At 71.0% G+C, this 20,984-nt stretch carries 16 protein-coding genes and 1 tRNA gene; 10 read left to right on the forward strand and 7 right to left on the reverse strand.

The genetic code is table 11. From position 1 onward, the window contains the following. Positions 1–511: 511 nt before the first annotated feature. Positions 512–587: transfer RNA gene (locus tag LZ604_RS15025), tRNA-Arg, on the reverse strand. Positions 588–891: 304 nt separating this feature from the next. On the opposite strand from LZ604_RS15025, the gene LZ604_RS15030 reads away from it, so the two are divergent. The 4 genes from LZ604_RS15030 (at position 892) to LZ604_RS15045 (ending at position 7,030) form a co-directional block, all read left to right on the forward strand. Next, positions 892–2,493: a dynamin family protein gene (locus LZ604_RS15030; protein WP_234515595.1), complete on the forward strand. Its 1,602-nt coding sequence runs from the start codon at positions 892–894 to the stop codon at positions 2,491–2,493. Positions 2,494–2,675: 182 nt separating this feature from the next. Beyond that, positions 2,676–4,604 carry a GTP-binding protein gene (locus LZ604_RS15035; RefSeq protein WP_234515673.1) on the forward strand — a complete coding sequence of 643 codons (1,929 nt, stop codon included), beginning with the start codon at positions 2,676–2,678 and terminating at the stop codon, positions 4,602–4,604. A gap of 256 nt (positions 4,605–4,860) precedes the next feature. Further along, positions 4,861–5,352 carry a single-stranded DNA-binding protein gene (locus tag LZ604_RS15040; RefSeq protein WP_234515596.1) on the forward strand — a complete coding sequence of 164 codons (492 nt, stop codon included), beginning with the start codon at positions 4,861–4,863 and terminating at the stop codon, positions 5,350–5,352. A 274-nt stretch (positions 5,353–5,626) separates the two neighbouring features. Further along, the gene (locus tag LZ604_RS15045; RefSeq protein WP_234515597.1) at positions 5,627–7,030 is read left to right on the forward strand and encodes a TQXA domain-containing protein; all 1,404 of its coding nucleotides are present in this window, start codon (positions 5,627–5,629) and stop codon (positions 7,028–7,030) included. Positions 7,031–7,048: 18 nt separating this feature from the next. Here the strand turns inward: LZ604_RS15045 and fxsT are convergent, their stop codons facing one another. Next, on the reverse strand, positions 7,049–9,943 hold the full coding sequence (gene fxsT, locus LZ604_RS15050) for an FxSxx-COOH system tetratricopeptide repeat protein (protein WP_234515598.1): 2,895 nt from the start codon (positions 9,941–9,943) through the stop codon (positions 7,049–7,051). A gap of 122 nt (positions 9,944–10,065) precedes the next feature. Here fxsT and LZ604_RS15055 point away from each other — a divergent pair, with 122 nt between their 5' ends. Together LZ604_RS15055 and LZ604_RS15060 are read left to right on the forward strand one after the other, a co-directional pair. Next, positions 10,066–10,605, forward strand: coding sequence for a hypothetical protein (locus tag LZ604_RS15055; RefSeq protein WP_234515599.1), 540 nt, complete (start codon positions 10,066–10,068; stop codon positions 10,603–10,605). A gap of 92 nt (positions 10,606–10,697) precedes the next feature. Next, positions 10,698–11,513, forward strand: a complete 816-nt coding sequence (locus LZ604_RS15060; RefSeq protein WP_234515600.1) for a hypothetical protein — start codon at positions 10,698–10,700, stop codon at positions 11,511–11,513. A gap of 665 nt (positions 11,514–12,178) precedes the next feature. On the opposite strand, the gene LZ604_RS15065 is transcribed toward LZ604_RS15060, so the two are convergent. Further along, a complete protein-coding gene (locus LZ604_RS15065) occupies positions 12,179–12,946 on the reverse strand; it encodes a hypothetical protein (protein WP_234515601.1) in 768 nt (255 codons plus the stop codon). A 209-nt stretch (positions 12,947–13,155) separates the two neighbouring features. Next, positions 13,156–13,356: a hypothetical protein gene (locus LZ604_RS15070; RefSeq protein WP_234515602.1), complete on the reverse strand. Its 201-nt coding sequence runs from the start codon at positions 13,354–13,356 to the stop codon at positions 13,156–13,158. Positions 13,357–13,754: 398 nt separating this feature from the next. Between LZ604_RS15070 and ettA the strand changes: the two genes are divergently transcribed. The 3 genes from ettA to LZ604_RS15085 are packed head-to-tail and all read left to right on the forward strand — an operon-like array spanning position 13,755 to position 16,518. Then, positions 13,755–15,419, forward strand: a complete 1,665-nt coding sequence (gene ettA / locus LZ604_RS15075; protein WP_234515603.1) for an energy-dependent translational throttle protein EttA — start codon at positions 13,755–13,757, stop codon at positions 15,417–15,419. Positions 15,420–15,421: 2 nt separating this feature from the next. Next, entirely contained in the window at positions 15,422–15,832 is a 411-nt protein-coding gene (locus LZ604_RS15080; RefSeq protein ID WP_234515604.1) for an acyl-CoA thioesterase, read from the forward strand. Further along, positions 15,829–16,518, forward strand: a complete 690-nt coding sequence (locus LZ604_RS15085; protein WP_234515605.1) for a DUF8185 domain-containing protein — start codon at positions 15,829–15,831, stop codon at positions 16,516–16,518. Before LZ604_RS15080 ends, LZ604_RS15085 begins: the two co-directional genes overlap by 4 nt. 64 nt (positions 16,519–16,582) lie before the next feature. On the opposite strand, the gene LZ604_RS15090 is transcribed toward LZ604_RS15085, so the two are convergent. Then, the gene (locus LZ604_RS15090; RefSeq protein ID WP_234515606.1) at positions 16,583–16,996 is read right to left on the reverse strand and encodes a globin; all 414 of its coding nucleotides are present in this window, start codon (positions 16,994–16,996) and stop codon (positions 16,583–16,585) included. A gap of 110 nt (positions 16,997–17,106) precedes the next feature. Here LZ604_RS15090 and LZ604_RS15095 point away from each other — a divergent pair, with 110 nt between their 5' ends. Then, positions 17,107–18,087, forward strand: coding sequence for a methyltransferase domain-containing protein (locus LZ604_RS15095; protein ID WP_234515607.1), 981 nt, complete (start codon positions 17,107–17,109; stop codon positions 18,085–18,087). A gap of 52 nt (positions 18,088–18,139) precedes the next feature. On the opposite strand, the gene LZ604_RS15100 is transcribed toward LZ604_RS15095, so the two are convergent. Further along, positions 18,140–19,537, reverse strand: coding sequence for an FHA domain-containing protein (locus LZ604_RS15100; RefSeq protein ID WP_234515608.1), 1,398 nt, complete (start codon positions 19,535–19,537; stop codon positions 18,140–18,142). A 93-nt stretch (positions 19,538–19,630) separates the two neighbouring features. After that, complete coding sequence (locus LZ604_RS15105; protein ID WP_234515609.1) at positions 19,631–20,971, reverse strand: vWA domain-containing protein; 1,341 nt, start codon at positions 20,969–20,971, stop codon at positions 19,631–19,633. Positions 20,972–20,984 lie beyond the last annotated feature (13 nt).

A 20,984-nucleotide genomic window follows, 5' to 3' on the forward strand; every position in this document is an offset into this window, starting at 1 on the left:
GCCTTGAAGCTGGTCGCCCGTAGCACCCAGTTATCCCCAGAGGCGGCCCGGCGCCTCGCCAGCGGGCTCACGGCTGCCAGGCATGGGCACCCATGGGAGGACGTGCGATTCACGACGTCATCGACGTGGACACTGCCCAGGACAGGGGAGCCTGGCGGCATCCGGTGCGGTTCATCCGCCTCCGCGAGGATATGGCGCCACAGGACGTTGCTGCCTTCGGTGAGGGCGCCGTGCCGGCCGCCGGGTGACCGCACGTCCATCTGCTCTGTGCATCTGGAGGCAACTCCGGGACGTCGAGCAGCGATCCAAGCTCGCTGTTTTCCCCCCGCCCTGCCTGATGGTGCCCGGAGAACTTCTCCGCGTATTCACCGCAGCCACCCGCAGAAACCCGGTGACAGCCGGACAGCGCCGGACTCTCCGCGCGACCACCAGGAGGGGTCCGACGCTCTTCCGTGTAGACCTGCACGCACCCTGACCAGCAAAAAGCCCTCCCCGAGAGGAGGGCGGAGACTGGCGCCCCCGGCAGGACTCGAACCTGCGGCCAAGCGCTTAGAAGGCGCCTGCTCTATCCACTGAGCTACGGGGGCCGGTGTGGCCTGTCGTGGTGCCCGGGTGCGGGCTGATCCGTGACCTCGCCGGTGACAAGGATAGGGCTCCGGGATCCTTGTCCCTGGTGCTTCCCCTCCGTGGCTCGATGTGGAGGTTCAGTGAAGCGGTCCTGATAATCGCAGGCAGGTGCGAATCGCGCATCGCTTTTGACGTCTCACGCCCCGGGTGTTGTGCACTCGTTATGCCTGCGTCCCGGTCGCCCCTTCCATCCCATGTGTCCTGTCGGCGCGCAGACATCCTCATATGCTTCAGAAAGCCTCCAAAGTTGGGCATTCTTCGCATGTGGTGACCTTGGACGTACGGCCTCAGCTGCTCGACGCACTCTCCGCCCTGCGCGACCGTGTCGCCGCCGCACGCTTCCCGCTGCCCCTGGCGGGGGCTACACGGGCGCGTGCCGACCGCGACGAACTCCTCGCACAACTCGACGACTATGTGGTGCCCCGGCTGAGAGAGCCTGAAGCGCCGCTTCTGGCCGTCGTCGGCGGATCGACCGGCGCCGGAAAGTCGACCCTGGTGAACTCCCTGGTGGGCCGCAGGGTCAGCGAGGCGGGCGTGCTGCGGCCCACCACCCGTACGCCCGTACTCGTCTGCCACCCCCAGGACCACCACTGGTTCAGCGGCATGCGGGTCCTGCCCGATCTCACCCGCGTGTGGGTGCCCCACCAGGAGGGCGGCGACGATCTGCACCCCCTCGTCGGGCGCGAGGAGCGGGTGCTGCGCATCGAGACCGCCGACACGCTGCCGCGCGGGCTCGCCCTCCTCGACGCCCCCGACATCGACTCCCTGGTCGCCGACAACCGCGTTCTCGCCGCCGAGCTGATCTGCGCCGCCGACATCTGGATCCTGGTCACCACCGCCGCCCGCTACGCCGACGCCGTTCCCTGGCACCTGCTGCGGACCGCCAAAGAGAACCGGGCGACCCTCGTCACCGTGCTGGACCGGGTGCCCCACCAGGTCGTGTCCGAGGTGTCACGGCAGTACGGCGCCCTGCTCACCAAGGCCGGGCTCGGCCACGTCCCCCGGTTCACCGTGCCCGAGCTGCCCGAGTCCGCCTGGGGCGGCGGGCTGCTGCCCGCCACGGCCGTCGCGCCGCTGCGCGCCTGGCTCGCGTACCAGGTGCAGGACCCGGCCGCCCGGGAGGCGGCCACGGCGCGTACGGCGTACGGCATCCTCGACTCGCTGAGGACCCGGATGCCCGGGCTGGCCGGGGCGGCAGCCGCACAGTACGCCGCCGCGCTGCGGCTGACGGCCGCCGTCGACACCGCGTACGACAGCGAGTACGCGCGTGTGCGGAGCCGACTGCAAGCGGGGGCCGTCCTGGCCGGGGAGGCCCTGACGCGATGGCGCGGCTACCCCCTGGACTGCACCCCGGGGGAACTCCTGGACGCCCTTGTGAAGAGCCTGGGCACCCTGCTGCTGTGCGCCGTCACGGCCGCGGACGAGCGCATCGACGAGGCCTGGCGGCAGGAGCCCGGCGCGGACGTGCTCGGGCTGAGTCGCCACGATCCGACCCTGGACAGCCCCGAGCACCGCATCGGCATGACCGTACGGCGCTGGCGGCGCGTCCTCGAGGAGTACGCCGAGGAAGCGGTCCGCGGCCTCGACACCGCCCCGGAGGCCGAGTCGGTGGCGGCGCTCGTCGCCACGGAACTGCTCGGCGGCCGCCGGGCCAAGGCGGCGGGGGAGGGGCTCGCCGAGCGGATCGGGGCCCAGGCGGCGATCCGGTTGCGCGACCGTGCCGCCCGGCTTCTCTCGGAGTACGTGGACCGGGCGCTGCGCACCGAACGGGAGCGCCGTATCGCTCCTCTCGACGCCCTCGACATCCAGGCCGAGCCCCAGGCGGAACTCATCGCCGCGCTGTCCGTACTGCAGAAGGAGAGGTGACCGCGGTGACTGCCGCCACTGGCCACAGGGATCAGGCCGAGCGCCCCGAGAGGCCTGGGGAACCGGAACGCCCCGAGCACTCCGGTCACTCCCGGCAGTCCGAGCGTCCGAGGCATTTCAAGCCCTCCGGGCACTCGGATCACCCCTCGTATCGATCCGATCACTCTGGGAACTCCGTGCGGCTGTCGGAGGTCACCGACGAGACCGCGGATGAGAAGGCGGACAAGCGCGTGGACAAGGGTGAGAACGACGGCGCGCACGGGGAGGCGAGCCCGGTGACCGGGGACGGCGTCCCGATGGCCCGCCCCCAGGAGAAGGTCCCGCACGCGCGCGTGGAGGACGGGAACCGGCACGCACGCGTGCTGTGCGACGATCCGGCCGAAGGTTGCGGTCCAGGCGCCGCCTGGGACGACGGGCTGATCGCCAGGCGCGCGTCCGAGACGCTCCCTTGCGCACCGCAGGCGGTCACGGTCGTCGAGCCCCGCGGCACGACTGAACGGCAGCCCGCGCCACTCGCGTACGACGGAGGATTGCGGTCCAGGCTGGACGCGCTGCGCGAGCTGGTGGGTCTGTCGCGGACACGGGTGGACAGCGACACGCTCGCCGAGGCCGGCCGCGTCCTCGACGAGGCGGCCGCGCGCCGCAGGCTCTCCGGAGAGCACACGGTGGTGGCCCTCGCGGGCGCCACCGGCAGCGGCAAGTCGACGCTCTTCAACGCCCTCGCCGGTGTGAACCTCTCCGAGGCCGGGGTGCGCCGGCCCACCACCGCCACGCCGGTCGTGTGCAGCTGGAGCGACGGCGCGTCCGCCCTGATCGACCGGCTCGGCGTACCCGGGCGGCTGCGCCGGCGGGCCCCGCAGAGCTCCGATGGCGAGTCGGAGCTGTGCGGACTCGTCCTGGTGGACCTGCCCGACCACGACTCCGCGGCCGTGGAGCACCGGGAGCAGGTCGACCGCGTCCTGGCGCTCGTCGACGCGGTCATCTGGGTCGTCGACCCGGAGAAGTACGGCGACGCCGTCCTCCACGAGCGCTATCTGCGTCCTCTCGCGGGGCACGCCGAGGTCATGTTCGTCGTCCTCAACCAGGTCGACCGGCTGCCGGGGGAGGCCGCCGAGCAGGTGCTCGACGATCTACGACGGCTGCTGGACGGCGACGGGATCGCGCTGGGCGAGTACGGCGAGCCCGGTACCAGCGTGCTCGCCCTGTCCGCGCTCACCGGGGAGGGCGTGGAAGAACTGAGGGAGGCGCTCGGGCAGTTCGTCGCCGAGCGGGGCGCGGCCGCGCGCCGTGTCTCCGCGGATGTGGACGCGGCCGCGGCCCGGCTGCGGCCCGTCTACGGGACCGGCCGGGGCACCGGGCTCAGCGAGGAGGCGCGCGAGGAGTTCGCGGGGCGGCTCGCGGACGCGGTGGGTGCGAGCGCCGCGGGCGAGGCCGCCGAACGCGCGTGGCTGCGCCATGCCAACCGCGCGTGCGGCACGCCCTGGCTGCGGCTGTGGCGGTGGTCCCGGGAGCGGCGGCAGCCCGCCACGGCCCGGCTGTCGCCGCCCGCGACGAGGGACGACGAGACGACCGCACGGCAGAGCGTCGAGCAGGCGGTACGGACGGTGGCGGACCGGGCCGCGGCCGGGCTGCCCGCGCCCTGGGCCCAGGCGGTCCGGGAGGCGGCGGCACGTGGCGCGCGCGGGCTGCCCGAGGCACTGGACGAGCTCGCCGTGAGCGCCGCCGCGCCGCCCGGACGGCCGCCCCGACCCGGGTGGTGGCCGGCCGCCGTGGTGGCCCAGCTGTGCATGACCCTTCTCCAAGTCCTCGGCTGCTTGTGGCTGTTGGCGCAGGTGGTGGGGGTCGCGACGCCCCACCTCGGGGTCCCGGTGGTGCTGCTGGCGGCGGGCTTCGTGGGAGGTCCCGCCCTTGAGTGGGGCTGCCGGATGGCGGCGCGCGGTCCCGCCCGCCGATACGGACTCGATGCGGAGCGGCGGCTGAGGGAGGCGGCGGCCGGGTGCGGGCGGGCCCGGGTACTGGATCCGCTGGCGGCGGAGCTGCTGCGGTACCGGGAGGTGCGGGAGCAGTACGTGAAGGTCGCGGGAGCCGGGGCGGCGCCACGATTGGGCTGAAGGCCCGGACAGACGCGGAACGGACGCGCTCGTTCGAGTGGCGGGGTTTTCCACAACCGGGGGACGGTCCACAGCGCTCGGCGGACTCCGGACGACGGAGGCAGTCTGATCTCGTGACGACCGCGGCGAACGCGGTCGTCACACCGGCGGCGGCAGGCCACAGGGCATGACCGCCGCGTCAGACGCAGCCGTACGGGAAGGGCCCGTACGCGTTCCGTCCCCGGCGCGGTCGACCGGGGTGAGGGAGGGGTTTCGCATGAACGAGACGACGGTGTGCGTGGTCGGCAACGTGGCCACCCAGCCGGTGTACCGGGAGTCGCCGGCGGGTCCCACGGCGCGCTTCCGGCTGGCGGTGACGGCACGGTACCTGGACCGCGAGAAGAACGCCTGGACGGACGGGCACACGAACTTCTTCACGGTGTGGGCCCGGCGCTCCCTGGCCACGAACGTCGCCGCGTCCGTGGCCGTGGGCGACCCGCTCGTCGTGCAGGGGCGGCTGAAGGTGCGCACCGAGCAGCGGGACGGGCAGGGTTGGCTGTCGGCGGACCTCGACGCGGTGGCCATCGGCCACGACCTGTCACGCGGAACTTCGGCCTTCCGGCGGTCCTCCAGGCCCGAGACGCAGCCCGGTCCGGCACCGCAACCTGAGCCCAACTGGGAGGCGGGGCCGCCGAGTCGGCCCGAGGAGCCGGATCGGACTGAGGCGGAAGTTCGCCAAAAACCCTCGCTGTCAGCAAGTGTGACGTAACGTCATCGACTCTTCGTCCCGCCCTGACTGAACTGCCGCCAATCACCGCGTAAGCCGCCGGATACCCGAACAGTCCTGATGGGCGTGGCAATGAGCGCAGCTCACAGCCTGTGTATGCGATAACGATTTCGAGTCGGATCGGTTGTCGGACGCCATGACCGGGGAGGGGGCTGCGCCGCGTCTTTAGGATGCCGAACGTAGCTCCAGGGGCTTCCGATGCTGCTGGTGGGACCGCACCCCCCACGTCAATGGGTCCTGCTCGAAGGGGAATTCTGTGTTTTCTGCGCTCTCTGCGCCGTCGGCGCGCAGGCGAGGGGCCGCCCGCCTCGCCGCCGCGACGCTGGTGTCCGGACTCGTCTCGGGCGGCCTGCTGGCCACCGCGGGGATGGCGGCCGCCGACGGTACACCGCAGAGCGAAGGGGGCGCGACCGCAACCCTGGGGGGCCTGAAGACGTATGGGGCCGCCGTCGTCCATGACGGCGGCAACGACGAGCAGGTGTCCGCGGGACTGTTCGAGATGTCCGTCGACAACGGCGGCACCCTGCAGACCTACGGACTGGACATCCACAACCCCGCGCAGAAGGACGCCAAGTACCACGAGACGTCCTGGAGCGGTACGTCCCTGAACGGCAACAAGAACGCCGGCAAGATCAGCTGGATCCTGAGCAACTCCTACCCTCAGGTCAACGATCTGGCCGCGCTGGCGGCCGAGGCCGGCGCCAAGGGACTCACCGAGCAGGACGCGGCGGCGGGCACTCAGGTGGCGATCTGGCGCTACTCGGACGGGGCCGACGTGGACGCGTCCGACCCGCAGGCGGAGACGCTCGCGGACTACCTGGAGAAGCACGCACGGAACGTCCCGGAGCCCACCGCGTCCCTGACTCTCGACCCGCCCGCCGTCCCGGGTCACCCCGGTGAGCGGATCGGCCCGGTCACGGTGCACACGGACGCGGACGGTGTGACCGTGACACCGCCGCCGGACGCCGCGGCCGCGGGAGTGAAGATCGTCGACAAGGACGGCAAGCAGGTCACCTCGGCGACCGACGGCGGCAGGCTCTACTTCCAGGTACCGAAGAAGGCGCAGGACGGGTCGGCCGAGCTGACCGTGCAGGCGTCGACCACCGTGCCGGTCGGCAGGGCCTTCGCCTCGGACAGCCGCAGCCAGACCCAGATACTCGCCGGCTCAAGCGAGTCGACCGTCTCGGCGACGGCCACGGCGACCTGGGCCGCCAAGGGCCCGATACCCGCACTGTCGGCCGAGAAGAACTGCGCCGAGGGCGGCGTGGACATCACCGTGGTCAACAAGGGCGACAAGGCGTTCACGTTCGAGCTGATGGGGGAGGAGCACACCATCCCGGCGGGCCGGAGCCAGACGGTGACGATCCCGTTGCAGGAGGACCAGGCGTACGACTTCACGATCAAGGGCCCGGGCGGCCGGGAGAAGGGGTTCAAGGGCGTCCTCGACTGCAAGACCGAGAGCAGCACGGGCGGCCTGAGCACGCAGACGCTCAGTGAGCCCAGTCCCGCGACGGCGGGCGGTACGGCCGCGGACACCAACCTCGCCGAAACGGGCACCACCAGCACGACGCCCTTCATCGCGGGCACGGCGATAGCCCTGGTCGTCATCGGAGGCGCGGCTCTGATCCTGATCCGCAAGAAGACCCCCACCCAGGACTGAGGCGGCGGACACCGCCGCTCAGCGGCGCTTGCGCCGGGTTTGGCGTTGCCCTGCTTTGCGTGACGCCAGTAGCTTCTGGGCTTCGTGTGGCTTGCCCGCGGCATTCAACGTCCTGACGAGGGTCTCGGTCACGGCCTCGGTGAAGGGGTGGTCCGGGCCGAGGACGCGACGGCTTCGGGTCCGTGTGTCTTTCAGGAGCCGTACTGCCGCTGCGTGTTCTCGGAGGTTGTTCAAGGTCAGCGCGAGATCGCGAGCGGAGCGCAGGACCTTGGGGTGGTCCGCGCCGAGGAGGGCGCGGCGGCGTTCGAGAACGAACTCGCTCAGGCGGCGGGCCTCGGCGTACTCCGTGAGGTTGTGCAGGGTGCCGGCGAGACCGTGCGCGGAGTCGAGGGTGTCGGGGTGGTTCTCGCCGAGGACGGCGCGGCGGCGTTCGAGGGTGTCCTCATGGGTGCGGCGGGCCTCGGCGTACTTCCCCAGGTTGTCCAGGGTGGTAGCGAGGCCGTAGGCGGAGTCCAGGGTGTCGGGGTGGTTGTCGCCGTGAAGGGCGCGCCGGCGTTTGAGGATGTCCTCGCTCATGCGGCGGGCCACGGTGTACTCCCTCAGGGAACACAGCGTAGCGGCGAGGCGGTGCGCGGCATCGAGGGTGTCAGGGTGGTTTTCGCCAAGGAGGGCGCGGCGGCGTTCGAGGATGTCCTCGCACATACGGCGGGCCTCCGCGTAGTCCTCCATGGCGTGCAGCGCGGTGGCGAGGCTGCTGGACGCGCCCAGGGTGGCGGGGTGGTCCTCACCGAAGAGGGCGCGCCAGCGTTCGAGGACGTCCTCGCACATACGGCGGGCCACGGCGTACTCCCCGAGGCTGTAGAGGCTGCCACCGAGATTCTGGGCGGAGCGGAGGGTGTCGGGGTGGTTCTCGCCGAGGACGACGCGGCGGCGTTCCAGGACCTCCTCGCTCATACGGTGGGATTCGGCGTATTGGCCGAGGTGGGCCAGGGTGGCGGCCAGGTCGTTCGCGGAGTGGAGCGTGTCGGGGTGGTTCTCGCCGAGGACGGCGCGGCGGCGCCCAAGGGTGTCCTCCTGCAGTCGGCGGCTCTCGGCGTACTCCCCAAGGTCGCTCAAGGCGTGGGAGAGGTACTGGGCGCTCGACAGGGTGTCCTCGTGGTCGTCGCCGAGAGTGCCGGTCCAGGTGCGGTGGAGGGCCGCGGCCAGATCGCGGGCGGCGCGCGGTTGTCCGCTCTCGATGAGGTAGCGGGCGGATTGGATCAGCGCGGGGCGCAGCAGCGGCTGGTCGGCGGTGCTGTGTATCCGCGCCGTGAGGTGCGAGGTCAGGGCCGCCCAACGGGGCCAGGTGGTCGGGGTGTCGGGGTCGTCCGGCGTGGCGGTCGCGAGGATCGTGGTGACGTCATCCTCCGCCGCGGTGGCGTCGGCCTCGCCGGACCGGTCCCGGACGATGGCCTGGGTCAGCCGGTGGATCTGGAAGGTTTCGTGGTCGACGCGGGCGAGTCCGTACCGGGCCAGTGGCTGGAGCGCGGCCTGGGGCCACATGAAGTCGTCCGGGTCGACCGTGATGGTGGCCAGTTGGTCGCGTACGGCTTCCAGCCAGGCGAGGGGAATGGGGTCGGGTCCGAAGAAGGCGCCGAGTCGCAGCAGCAGGGCCGCGTCCGGGCGTTCGGCCGCCAGGCCGGTGGTGGCGATGTCCACGGCGGCGGCGAGCGGCGCCGGATAGCCGTGCGGGCCGCCGTTGGCCATCAGCTTGGCGGTCTTGTCGGTGAGCAACGTGCGATAGCGATCCACGGTCATGCCGCTCGTGATCACTCCGGCCGCCTGCGCCAGGGCAAGGGGCAGGTCGCCGAGGTCGTCCGCGAGACCGTCGGCCTGCTCCGGGGCGATGCCGGGGACTCGCGTGGTGAGGTAGGCCAGAGCGTCGCTGCGCGGGAACACACCCAGGTTCAGGGTGTGGACGCGATCGTTCCAGCCGGGGTTGCGCGAGGTGATCAGTACATGGCCGGGGCCGCTGGGGATCAGCGTCTCGAAGTCCCGGGGATCGTCGGCGTTGTCGAGGATGATCAGCCATCTGTCCTGGGTGCGCAGGTGTTCCAGCAGGGTGCGCGCATTGTGTTCGGCGCCTGCGTCGGGCTTGGCGATATCCAGCCGGGCGGCCAGTTCGGTATACCGGATGAGGATCTGGTCGGCCTGCTCGGCGTCGATCCACCAGACGGTGTCGTACTGGCTGGCGAAGCGGTGGGCGTACTCGAGGGCGATCTGTGACTTTCCGATGCCGCCCAGGCCTTGCAGAGCCTGGACGACGGCCCGTCGACCGCTCAGCAGACCGTCGCGGACCTGGGCGAGTTGGGCCTGGCGCCCGGTGAAGTGGGGGTTGCGGTCCGGAACGTTCCACACCTGCGGCAGACCCGCGCCGCTGGGCAGCCGGGGACGTCGGCTGCCGGTGCCCGCCGGGGAGGAGGGCGCGGTTGTGGCAGCGCCCGGGAAGCCGGGCTCCACCAGCGGGCCGTCGGGCCCGTCGACGGCGTTCAGAAGTGCGGCGACGGCGGCCTGCTCGTCCAGGCCGTGCAGGTCCTTGCGGATGACGGCGCTCAGGATGTCGGGGACGTCGGCGGCCGCGAGGGGTTCGATCGTCAGAGGGATCAACCGCTCCCGACGGGCGACGACCGAGGTCCACTCCTCACGGGTCCACCGGGCGCGGTCGAAGTAGTTGTTGGAGAACAGCGCCACCACCGCGGTGGCACGCTCCAGGGCGTCGTTCATCCGCTCGATGAAGTTGTCGCCGGTCCGCCAGTCCCACACGTCCAGCTCCACGCGGTGACCGGCGTCCCTCAGATGCCACGCCACCCACTCCGCCCAGGCCTGGTCCGGCCCCGCGTAACTGACGAAGACCGACTCCGCTGCTGCGGCCATCTCTGCCCCCCACTGCCCCGGACGTCACCCCTGACAGGACGTCATACACATGATCCGCCCTATACGGTGGCCATCGGGTGCGAATCCTCGAGATCGCACCGGCACGGGCGAGGGGGAGTGTCATGGTGCGGGCGCCGAAGAGCGTGGATGTGAAGCTGAACCTGCGCGTGCTGGAGATCTCCGGCACATGGGAGCCCAACGACGCCGAGCGGCGGGCCGCCTGGGAGCTGTACGTCGAGCTGGTGACCCGCGTCTCGGTGGTGCCGCTTCGGGAGAACGACGGGCTCCTGCGAGAGGCCCTGAGCAGCCTGTACTCCCTGTTCGTCACGACCCGGGAGGTGCTGCGCACATACGGCCCCGAGGTCGCCGAGCCCAAGAGGAACGGCCAGTACAACTTCGGCTATCTGGCCGTCGCCATGCTCAACTACGGCCTTCGCCCGCTGCTCGCCGACTGGCATCCCACCCTGGAGGACTGGGAGACCCGCCGCCCCGCCGACCGCTCACGCCGCGACCACGAACAGGCCTGGGACCGCGCCGGCGAACTGCGCACGGCGCTGCGTGACACCCGCGGCATCCTCACCGCCTACGCCGACCTCCTCGCCGGCGCCTGCGGCGTCCCCAACCTCCTGGCGGCCGTCCCCGCGGCGGAGCCCGCGCCCTGAGCCGCTCGGTGGCGGACACGGCCGCCCGGATAGTGATCACGCCGTGACCCGCGCGTACTCCGCTCGGAAACCTTGATCACTACGGTTTCACCGTGCCGATGAACGATGATGTGCCCAGGGATCACGCCGGGCCGGACGACGACAAGTGGAATGTGGTGCTTGACGAGGATTTCGTCCGGGGTGCCACGCTGAGGGAAGCACCTGCTCCTGCTCGTAAGCGCGTATGGCCCTGGTATGCCGCGTCGGCTGTCGTGGTAGCCGCAGCGGCCTTCCTCGTTGCGAGGTACACGGGTTCGTCGTCCGACGAGGCCGCCGCACCCAAGCCGACGGCCTCCGCCCCCGCGTCGACGGCTCCCGCCCCCGCTTCCGGAGCCCCGGCGAAGTCCGCCGGCTCAGCCCGGCCGATGATCCCGCCGGCCGAGGCCTTCCCGGCTCATGTGTCGGCGGGTACCGGCGGAACCTTCACCAAGCTGGGCGCGGCCGTGCTGAAGTCCTGCACCGAGCCCGATTCGGTGGGGCCGTCCCTGGCCGCCGACATAACCGCCGGCAAGGGGTGCGTCGGTGAGGAGATCGCCCTCTACAAGGACACGCACAACAACCAGTTCAATCTGGCCGTTTTCACGATGAAGGACCCTCGGGACACGGTGAAGCTGGTGACCCGGCTGTCCATGGCCTTCGACGACTACGAGGTCGCTGCGCAAGCTCCGCCGCCCGGTTCCGGCCTGCCGACGCTGCCGGCCGACAGCGGAATGGTGCAGTCCTTCACCGGGCAGGGCCGGGCGATGGTGGTGGGGCTGGCCCAGTGGTCGGACGGCCGAACCCGTGACTACCAGCAGCTCGTCGACCGCCTGTCACCGCTGCTCAAGCAGGTCTCGAAGAACGTCGCCCACTACGAGATCGGGAACTGACCGCCGACTGCGTCTGCCCAGGACCGCCGACGGCGCCCGCCTCCGGGCAGGGGCCCCGGCGGCACAGGCGTCCACCTGGCAGTGGCGATCAGGCAAGACCCGGTCGCGTGTCGTTCCGCCGCCCGCGCGGCCATGTGCCGCCGCAGACCTTGACGGTGCCTTACGAGAGGGAGCCACGATCCCGCAGGCCACTGACGCCGCTGAAACCGCCGAACGAAGCGCAGCTGGGCGCGTGCCTGGGCGCGCGCTGCCTACGCCTCTCGTGGCCGCCGCTTCGATTCGCCGGGCTTCGAAGCCCGAAACGTTCCGGCCCCCTTCACGGCGCACCAGTGCGATCGTCACGGTCGCCACGATGGACCCGACCGCTAACGCAGTCAGCACCAGGTAGACCATCGTCACCCCCTCCTCGTCTCAGACCGCGCCGCGCGATCTGACGCCCCGGCACCGATCACCAGAGACTGCCGGGATGCGTACCCATCGGCCACCGCAGCAGAAACGGGGAAGGGCGCCGACCTGCGGGGGATCGGCCGGCACCGGGATGGTGGAGGCACCGTCGACGTCTGCGGGCCCGCAGCGGTGTCTGCGGGGGTGAGACACCGCGGTCGGCCCCCAGGTCGCGCCGGAAGGGAACGTGCAGCCACGGGAGCCGTCGCACCCGCCGGCCGTCAGTAGCGGTGGCCGGGCCAGTGCGGATCCGTCCAGCGGTCCTCGCCGGTGAGTCCGAGCAGCCGTATCCGGTGCTGCAGATCCGCTGATACGCCCGACTGGCGGAGCCGCACCGCGGCATGGCTGAGGAGCCAGGCGACCAGTTCGGCGCGCATCTCTTCCTCGTCGTGTTCGTACCAGTCGACGCTCCACGGCAGACCGTCTCCCAGGAGCTCGTACTCCCATTCCGAGACCGCCTCGGCGAGACGTCGGTCGCTGAGGCACCCGGTCTGCCTCTCCCACTCGGCAAGCCAGGGGCCGAGCGATCCGGACGCCTCTGCACACATCACGAAGACCTGGTGCGCCGGGACGACCGCATCCGGATCGGTGAGACTCTGCGCCCACCAGGCATGCAGAAACTCGCGTACCGGACCGGCCTGATCATCGGGCCACTGCTGCCAGCGGCCACGGGCGAAGGAGTATCCGGCCTCTTCCAGTCCGAACAGGGGCTCCGCGTGACCGGCGACCAGGACCCTGGCGAACTGCGGCAGAATGCGGCGCAGCACGGCCGCGTGGTCGGTCCAGTCGATGGCCTGCCAGGTCCGACGCAGGAGGTCCGGCTCCAGTTCCACGCCCGGCGTCTTGAGAAGGGAGAGCTCCTCCGAGCTGCCCCAGTGGCATTCGCAGTTGCTCTCGTCCGGATGTGCGGTCATGCCGCGGAAGGTGACAGCGAGGCTGTCCAGGGCGGCGCTGAGGCGGATGCGTGCGGGATGGTCGGCGAGATGCATGATGTACCCGGCCTTCGAGGACTCCGTACGGCTACCGCCAGCCGAAGATCGTCACTTTATCCGGCGAGGCGGGGCCCTGCACCCCGCCCCTACAGAGGCCGGGTCACCCCCAACGCACGAGCGCCCTCCCGGGCCGTCCTGGAGCCGTGGAAGGGCGCTCAACGGTGACCGACCTCGACAACTGCCGACAGCTCGGCGGCAGGTCGGGTTCACCAGGAGTGAGAGTGCGTTCGGCGACGTCCTAGGAGTCTCCGGATCAGCAGGAAAGCGCCCACGGCGATCAGGGCCAGTCCGGTAAGGATCAAGGTCGCCCCGAGGGCGATCAGAAAGGTCCCGATCAGGACCAGGAGTGCCCCGATGAGGACCAGGAGCGCCCCGATGATGAAGAGAAAGATTGCGAGGACGGTCACAACTGTCCTCCTGTTCTCCCTCCCGTTCTGGCTTCTTCCTCGCTCCCCTGCAAACACTCTGCTTCACATCGCCACCGCTTGCCACGGCCGAGAGGCCGCATGGCTTGAGCCACCTCGACAGGCAGGACGCACCCGGGGGCCGTCTCCGCGCTGTCCGAGGCCGGTGAACGGCGACCGACGGTGACAGTCGAATCACAGGTGCCGGCAGTGACGGGGCGCCCGTCGCGACACAGGCGGCAGAGTGCGTACGGCCGGCAGTGACGGACCGGCCACCGCCGCCAGCAGCGAAGCCCCAGGTCAGGCGCCCCCGACCTAACGGGTTTCCGCTCAGGGGTGGCGGTCAGGCAAGATGGGGTGTATCTGCCCACTGCCAGATTCAAGCTGCCGGACGGTTTCTCTTGGCTGAGTTCATTTACACCATGCGCAAGGCGCGCAAAGCGCACGGCGACAAGGTGATCCTCGACGACGTCACCCTGAGCTTCCTGCCGGGTGCCAAGATCGGCGTCGTCGGCCCGAACGGCGCCGGCAAGTCGACTGTCCTCAAGATCATGGCCGGTCTTGAGCAGCCGTCCAACGGTGACGCCTTCCTCACGCCCGGCTACACCGTCGGCATCCTCCTCCAGGAGCCTCCGCTCAACGAGGAGAAGACCGTCCTGGAGAACGTCCAGGAGGGCGTCGCCGAGATCAAGGGCAAGCTCGACCGGTTCAACGAGATCGCCGAGCAGATGGCGGTCGAGTACACCGACGCGCTGATGGAGGAGATGGGCAGGCTCCAGGAGGACCTCGACCACGCCAACGCGTGGGACCTGGACTCCCAGCTCGAGCAGGCCATGGACGCCCTGGGCTGCCCGCCCGGCGACTGGCCCGTCACCAACCTCTCCGGTGGTGAGAAGCGTCGTGTCGCGCTGTGCAAGCTCCTGCTGGAGCAGCCCGACCTGCTGCTGCTCGACGAGCCCACCAACCACCTCGACGCCGAGTCCGTGAACTGGCTGGAGCAGCATCTGGCCAAGTACGAGGGCACCGTTGTGGCGGTCACCCACGACCGCTACTTCCTGGACAACGTCGCCGGGTGGATCTGCGAGGTGGACCGCGGTCGCCTCCACGGCTACGAGGGCAACTACTCCAAGTACCTCGAGACCAAGGCCACCCGCCTCAAGGTCGAGGGTCAGAAGGACGCCAAGCGGCAGAAGCGCCTGAAGGAAGAGCTGGAGTGGGTCCGCTCCAACGCCAAGGGGCGGCAGGCCAAGTCCAAGGCGCGTCTGGCCCGCTACGAGGAGATGGCCGCCGAGGCCGAGAAGATGCGGAAGCTGGACTTCGAGGAGATCCAGATCCCGCCGGGCCCGCGTCTGGGCAACGTCGTGGTCGAGGTGGACCAGCTGAACAAGGCGTTCGGGGAGAAGGTCCTCGTCGAGGATCTCTCCTTCACCCTGCCGCGCAACGGCATCGTCGGCGTCATCGGCCCGAACGGCGCCGGCAAGACCACGTTGTTCAAGATGATCCAGGGCTTCGAGCAGCCCGACACCGGTTCGATCAAGGTCGGCGACACCGTCAAGATCTCGTACGTCGACCAGAGCCGCGAGAACATCGACCCGAAGAAGTCGCTGTGGGAGGTCGTGTCCGACGGGCTCGACTACATCAACGTCGGACAGGTCGAGATGCCGTCGCGGGCGTACGTCTCCGCGTTCGGCTTCAAGGGTCCGGACCAGCAGAAGCCGGCCGGTGTCCTCTCCGGCGGTGAGCGCAACCGCCTCAACCTCGCGCTCACCCTGAAGCAGGGCGGCAACCTGCTGCTCCTCGACGAGCCGACCAACGACCTGGACGTCGAGACGCTGTCGTCCCTGGAGAACGCGCTGCTGGAGTTCCCGGGCTGCGCCGTGGTCGTCTCCCACGACCGGTGGTTCCTCGACCGTGTCGCCACGCACATCCTCGCCTACGAGGGTGACTCGAAGTGGTTCTGGTTCGAGGGCAACTTCGAGTCGTACGAGAAGAACAAGATCGAGCGGCTCGGCCCGGACGCGGCCCGTCCGCACCGTGCCACCTACAAGAAGCTGACCCGGGGCTGATCTTGCGCCACCTTTACCGCTGCCCGCTGCGCTGGGCGGATATGGACGCATACGGCCACGTCAACAATGCGGTCTTCCTCCGCTATCTGGAGGAGGCCCGCATCGACTTCCTGCGTCGCCCGGACAGGCAGTTCCAGCAGGGGTCCGTGGTGGCGCGCCATGAGATCGAGTACAAGCGCCAGCTGGTCCACCGGCACGAGCCGGTGGACATCGAGCTGTGGGTCACGGAGATCAGGGCGGCGTCCTTCACCCTCGCCTACGAGGTCAAGGACCCGGACCTGATCTACGTCCGGGCCTCCACCGTGGTCGTGCCGTTCGACTTCGAGCGGCAGCGGCCGCGCCGGATCACCGAGGACGAACGCGAGTTCCTCCTGGAGTACCTGGACGACAAGGAGGAGGCCGTCGCCGCATGACGGTGCTCCACCTCGCCGACGACGTGGAGGCGGCGGACCTCGCCGCCTTCCTGGCCCGGCTGCTCCGCTACGACCGCGGCGCCGCGGTGCGCCTTCAGGCGACCGGGACGACGCTGGCCGTGTTCGGGCGGCCGCCCTCCTTCGAGGTGCTCGTGATCCGGGCGGTGCGGCTCGCCAAGCCGTACGAGAACGGGCTTGAGGACGGGCTCGACGTGACGGTCTCGGCCGGGCAACTCCTGGAGTCGATCGCCGAGTCGGCGGCCACGGCCGTCGTGCCCGCCGCCGTCACCGGACCGCCGTGGGCCGGGGTCCTTCCGCCGCGCGGCGGCTGGCAGCAGGTGCCCGGACTGCCGGCGCCGGACGCGTTGCGGGCGACCGTGGCCGAGGCGGTGGCCGAGTTCCGCTCCCGTGTGGAGGAGTTGGCGCCCGAGCAGCGCACACGCACCGCACTCGACCGGGTCGGCCGGGACATCTGGTCCCGCACGGTGGGGAACACCGGCCTCCCGGTGCGGGCCGTGCATGCGGCGCAGTCACTCGGCTTTCTGCGGCCCGCGCCGCGGGCGCCCGGCGACGACGAACCGCCGGCCCTGTTCTCGTCGGGCGCGTGGCTCAGGCTGCGCACGCCCTACGGGTCGGTCGCCGTCCGCCGGGCGGGACTGGGAGCCCTGGACGTCAGCGTCCGCTGACGGAGCCCGGCCGTCGGCGTGCGCAGACTGAGCCCCGGCCGTCGGCGTCCGCTGACCGGGTGCCTTACTCCGGGGTGTTCACCATCGACGCCGCCGCGTACGTCAGGTAGTTCCACAGCGTCGTCGTGTGCTCCTCGGACAGGCCGAGTTCTTCTACGGCGACGCGCATGTGCCGGAGCCAGGCGTCATGGGCGGCCCGGTCCACGGTGAACGGCGCGTGGCGCATCCGCAGACGGGGGTGGCCGCGGTTCTCGCTGTACCTCGTCGGGCCACCCCAGTACTGGATCAGGAACAGGGTGAGGCGCTCCTCGGCCGGCCCGAGGTCCTCCTCCGGGTACATGGGCCGCAGGGTCGGGTCCTCGGCCACCCCCTCGTAGAAACGGTGGACGAGGCGGCGGAAGGTTTCCTCCCCGCCGACCTGCTCGTAGAACGTCTGCTCCTGAAGCGTGCCGCGCCGAATCTCTCTCACATGCTCCATGGTCTCAGACGCGGCGACCGAGGTCTCAAGGCTTAGGTCCGGCGGGAGCTCCGGCCTGCGGCACGGGGGCACGTTCGCCTCCGGGCCGCCTCCCGCAGCACAGTGGAGGCATGGCCACTCACGCCCTCGATGCCGGTCTGGAAGACCTCGCCGCCTCGGCGCGGGCCGAACTCGTACAGGAGATCGACGCAAGCGGAGCCTGGGCCGCCGACCCCGTCTGGCGGGAGGCGTTCGAGGCGGTGCCGCGCCATCTCTTCGTGCCCTACTACTACCTCGGCGTCATGGGCGGCTACGAGCGCAGAGGGTGCGACGCCGACGACGCGCGGGGGCGCGAGGAGTGGCTGCGCGGCGCGTACGAGGACGCCCCGCTGGCCACCCGGGTGCGCGAGGGGGAGCTGGTCTCCTCCAGCAGCCAGCCGTCCCTGATGGCCCAGATGCTGGTCGAACTGGAGGTGGAGGACGGCAACGCCGTCCTGGAGATCGGCGCCGGCACCGGATACAACGCGGCGCTGCTCTCCCATCGCCTCGGTGACGGCCTGGTCACCACCGTCGACCTCGACCCGGAGATCACCGAGACCGCCCGGCAGCATCTGGCGGACGCGGGATACCACCCGACCGTGGTCACGGGCGACGGCGCGCGGGGCGTACCGGAGCGCGCACCCTTCGACCGGATCATCGCCACCTGCACGCTGGACACGATCCCGGACGCCTGGCTCGCGCAGTGCCGTCCGGGTGCGCGCATCCTCGCGCCGTTCGCGACCGGTCTGGTCGTGCTGCGGGTACGGGATTCCGGGCAGGCCCAGGGGCGCTTTCTGCACACGCCCGCCTATTTCGTGCCGCTGCGTGGCGGCAGCCGGTCCGAGCCGGAGCCGCAGGACCTGGGTGCACTGCCGCGCCGGGTCCGCGGCGACGACCGGTTCCGGTTCCTGCTGGCCCTGACGCGGCACAGCCTCGCCCCGTACGAGGCGTACGCGCTGTGGGAGCGCGAGGGGCAGCCCACGCGGGACCGCTTCGGGATCACGGTCAGCGGTGGCCGCTCCCGGGCCTGGCTGGACGACCCGGAGGGACCGTACGCCTGGCCGTTGCCATGACGGGCGGCGGGACACCACGGCCGCGTGCGCGGACGCGGCCGTGGTGCTCGGTTCAGCCCCGGCGGATGGTGATCGTCGTCCAGGCGCCCACGTGCACCCGGTCCCCGTCCTGGAGGGGCACCGGCACATACGGCTGGATGGGCTCCTCGCCGCCGTTGACCGTGGTGCCGTTCGTCGAGTTCTGGTCGACGACCGACCAGGAGCCGTCCGGCTGCTGGACCAGGATCGCGTGCTGGTGCGAGACGCCCGGGTCCTCCGGCGGCACCGACAGGTCGATGTCCGGGGTGTCGCCGGTGGAGTGACGGCGACGGCCGATGGTGACCTGGCTCCCGGTGAGCGTGCGCTGCTGCTCCGGTGAGTACGCCGGCAGGTTCAGGCCCGCGGCCTCGGGGCCGGAGCGCTGCATCATCGCCATGAAGTACTCACGGTCCGGACCGATGGTGGCGGTCCAGGTCGCAGGCTGCTGCTCATAGGGGTGCGGCGGGGCCTGGGCGGAGCCGGGCTGCGGGTAGCCGTAGCCACCGCCCTGACCGCCGCCGGGCGCGGGGGCGGACGGCGGGGAGATCACCCAGTCGTCGTCACCGCCGCCGAAGGACGGACCGCCGGACTGCGGCGGAGCGGGCGCAGGGAAGCCCTGCGTCGGCGGCGGGGCAGGCGGGCCGGGCCGCTGGAACGCGGTGGGCGCACCGCTCTGCTGATACGCCCCCGGGCCGCCGGGACCGCCGGGACCGCCGGGACCGCCGGGACCACCGGGACCACCGGACGTTGGCGCCGGCGGCGGAACCGGACGCGACGGATCCGCACCGAACGGGGACGGCCGCGAAGGATCGTTTCCGAAGCCGGACGGGCGTGAGGGATCGTTTCCGAAGCCGGACGGGCGTGAGGGATCGTTTCCGAAGCCGGACGGCCGCGAGGGGTCCGGGCCGAAGCCCGACGGGCGCGAGGGGTCCGGGCCGAAGCCCGTCGGCCCGGACGGCTCACTGCCGAACGGCGGGCTCGGCGGTATCGGCTCCGCGGGCCGGTTCACCTGCGACGGCCGGGACCTCTCGTAGTCGAACGGGTCGGCGCCGGGCCGGGTCTGCCCGCCCTGCTGGAAGCGCACCGCCGGGTTCGGCGCCGGCGGGCGCGGTGCGGCGGGGGTGTACGAGGTCGCCGTGTTGGTCAGGAAGTTCCACCGGCACTCCTCGCAGAAGGGGGCCCCGCCCTCTCGAGGCGTACGGCACTGCGGGCAGAGTTCCGGCTCGGGGTCCGGCACGGCGGACATCGGGCGGCCCACGGGCCGGCCTCCCGCTCCCGGGGGCGGCGGGGGCGAACCCGGCGGCGGATAGCCGTAACCGGTGGCGGGCGGCGGCGGTGGAGGCGGCGGGGGTACGGCACCGGCCATACGGTGACCGCAGACCTCGCACCAGTCGTCGGAACCCGACTGGTGTCCGTTCGGGCAGGTCGGCATGTCGGCGCTTCCCCCTCTCCTTCTCCGGTCCCTGGGACCGGCGTGGTTCTCCAACCCCGGGGGGTCGGGCTCGCTGCTGTCGGGCTTACCGGGTCACTTCTTTACACGAACAGTCTTTGTGGACCGTGTCTCGAGCGTCATCTCGTCGGCCTCCGCGACCTTCGTCTTCAGTCGCACAGTACCTGTCGCGGCGTCGACCACGTCCACCACCTTCGCAAGCAGTTTCGCAGTATCCGCGTTCCCCGACGCGCTGGCGAGTTGAACCGCCCTGCCCAGCTTGGCCGTTGCGCCATCGATATCGCCCGCTTTGCGCAGGTCTATTCCCTGCTGGATGACCTGCGCCAGTTCGGCCTGCCCTGTGTAGTGGGCCACTTGCGGGTTGATCGACGTGGACGCCGTCATGTCGTCGGTCCACACGGCCCGTATGAGCCCCTGGGCCCCGAGGCTGTCCGCGCTGCCGTCGCTCCGCGGGATCACCAGGGACACACGTGCGGCCAGCATCTCCTGGCCGATGTTCGCGGCCGGGACCCGGACGCACACGTGGTAGTCGCGGGACTCGTCGCCCCAGGAGCCCGTGGGGTAGTCCCCGGCGCGCGGGCCCGCCTCCGTGCGGCGGCCGGTCAGGTCCTCGACGGTGGGCGCGACCTGCTTGACGAACGCGATCTCCGTGCCCACGGGCGTCCACAGCCGCAGCGAGACATCCGCGACCCCCTTGCCCATGGCCGTCTCCATCATCCGCGTGAAGTCGGCGGCCAGGCCGGCCGGGTCGGCGACGATGTCGGCCGTGCCGAGCAGCGCGGAGGCGATCCCGGTGACCTCCTTGACCTCCCAGTCGGTGCCCACTCCACGCGCGTCACAGGTGAAACGGCCGGCGCAGGCGGCCAGTGTGGCCTTCAGGTCATCCGGCGACTCGTGCTCGTTGCGGCCGTCGGTGAGCAGGATGCCGTGACGTATGGAGACGTCAGCCGAGGACAACAGCCGGTCGGCCAGGCGCAGCCAGGTGCCGATGGCGGTGCCGCCGCCCGCGCCGAGCCTGCGCAGCGCCTGCTTGGCCTGGTCGCGGGTGGTCGCGTCGGCGACGGCGAGCCGCCCGCCGCCCGGATAGACCTCCTTGGCCACATGGGTGCCGCCGATCACCGCGAAGTGCACGCCGTCGCGCAGGGTGTCGATGGCCGCGGCCGTCGCGTCGCGCGCGTTGCGCATCTTGGTCTTCGGATAGTCCATGGACCCCGAGCAGTCGACCATGATCGCCACGGCCGCGCTCGGGCCCCGCCCCGCCGCGTCCGGACGGGGTGCCGCGCCCGGCACCGTGCCGCCGCCGGTCGCCGCCACCGTCACGATGGCGTTGACCTCGCGGCCGCCTTCGGGCAGGTACTCGTTCTGGTAGACGTCCACCGAGAACTGCGGCACGTTCGACTTCGAGAAATTGGCCATGCCTACTCTGATC

The sequence above is a fragment of the Streptomyces glomeratus genome (assembly GCF_021462825.1).
Lineage (GTDB): Bacteria > Actinomycetota > Actinomycetes > Streptomycetales > Streptomycetaceae > Streptomyces > Streptomyces glomeratus.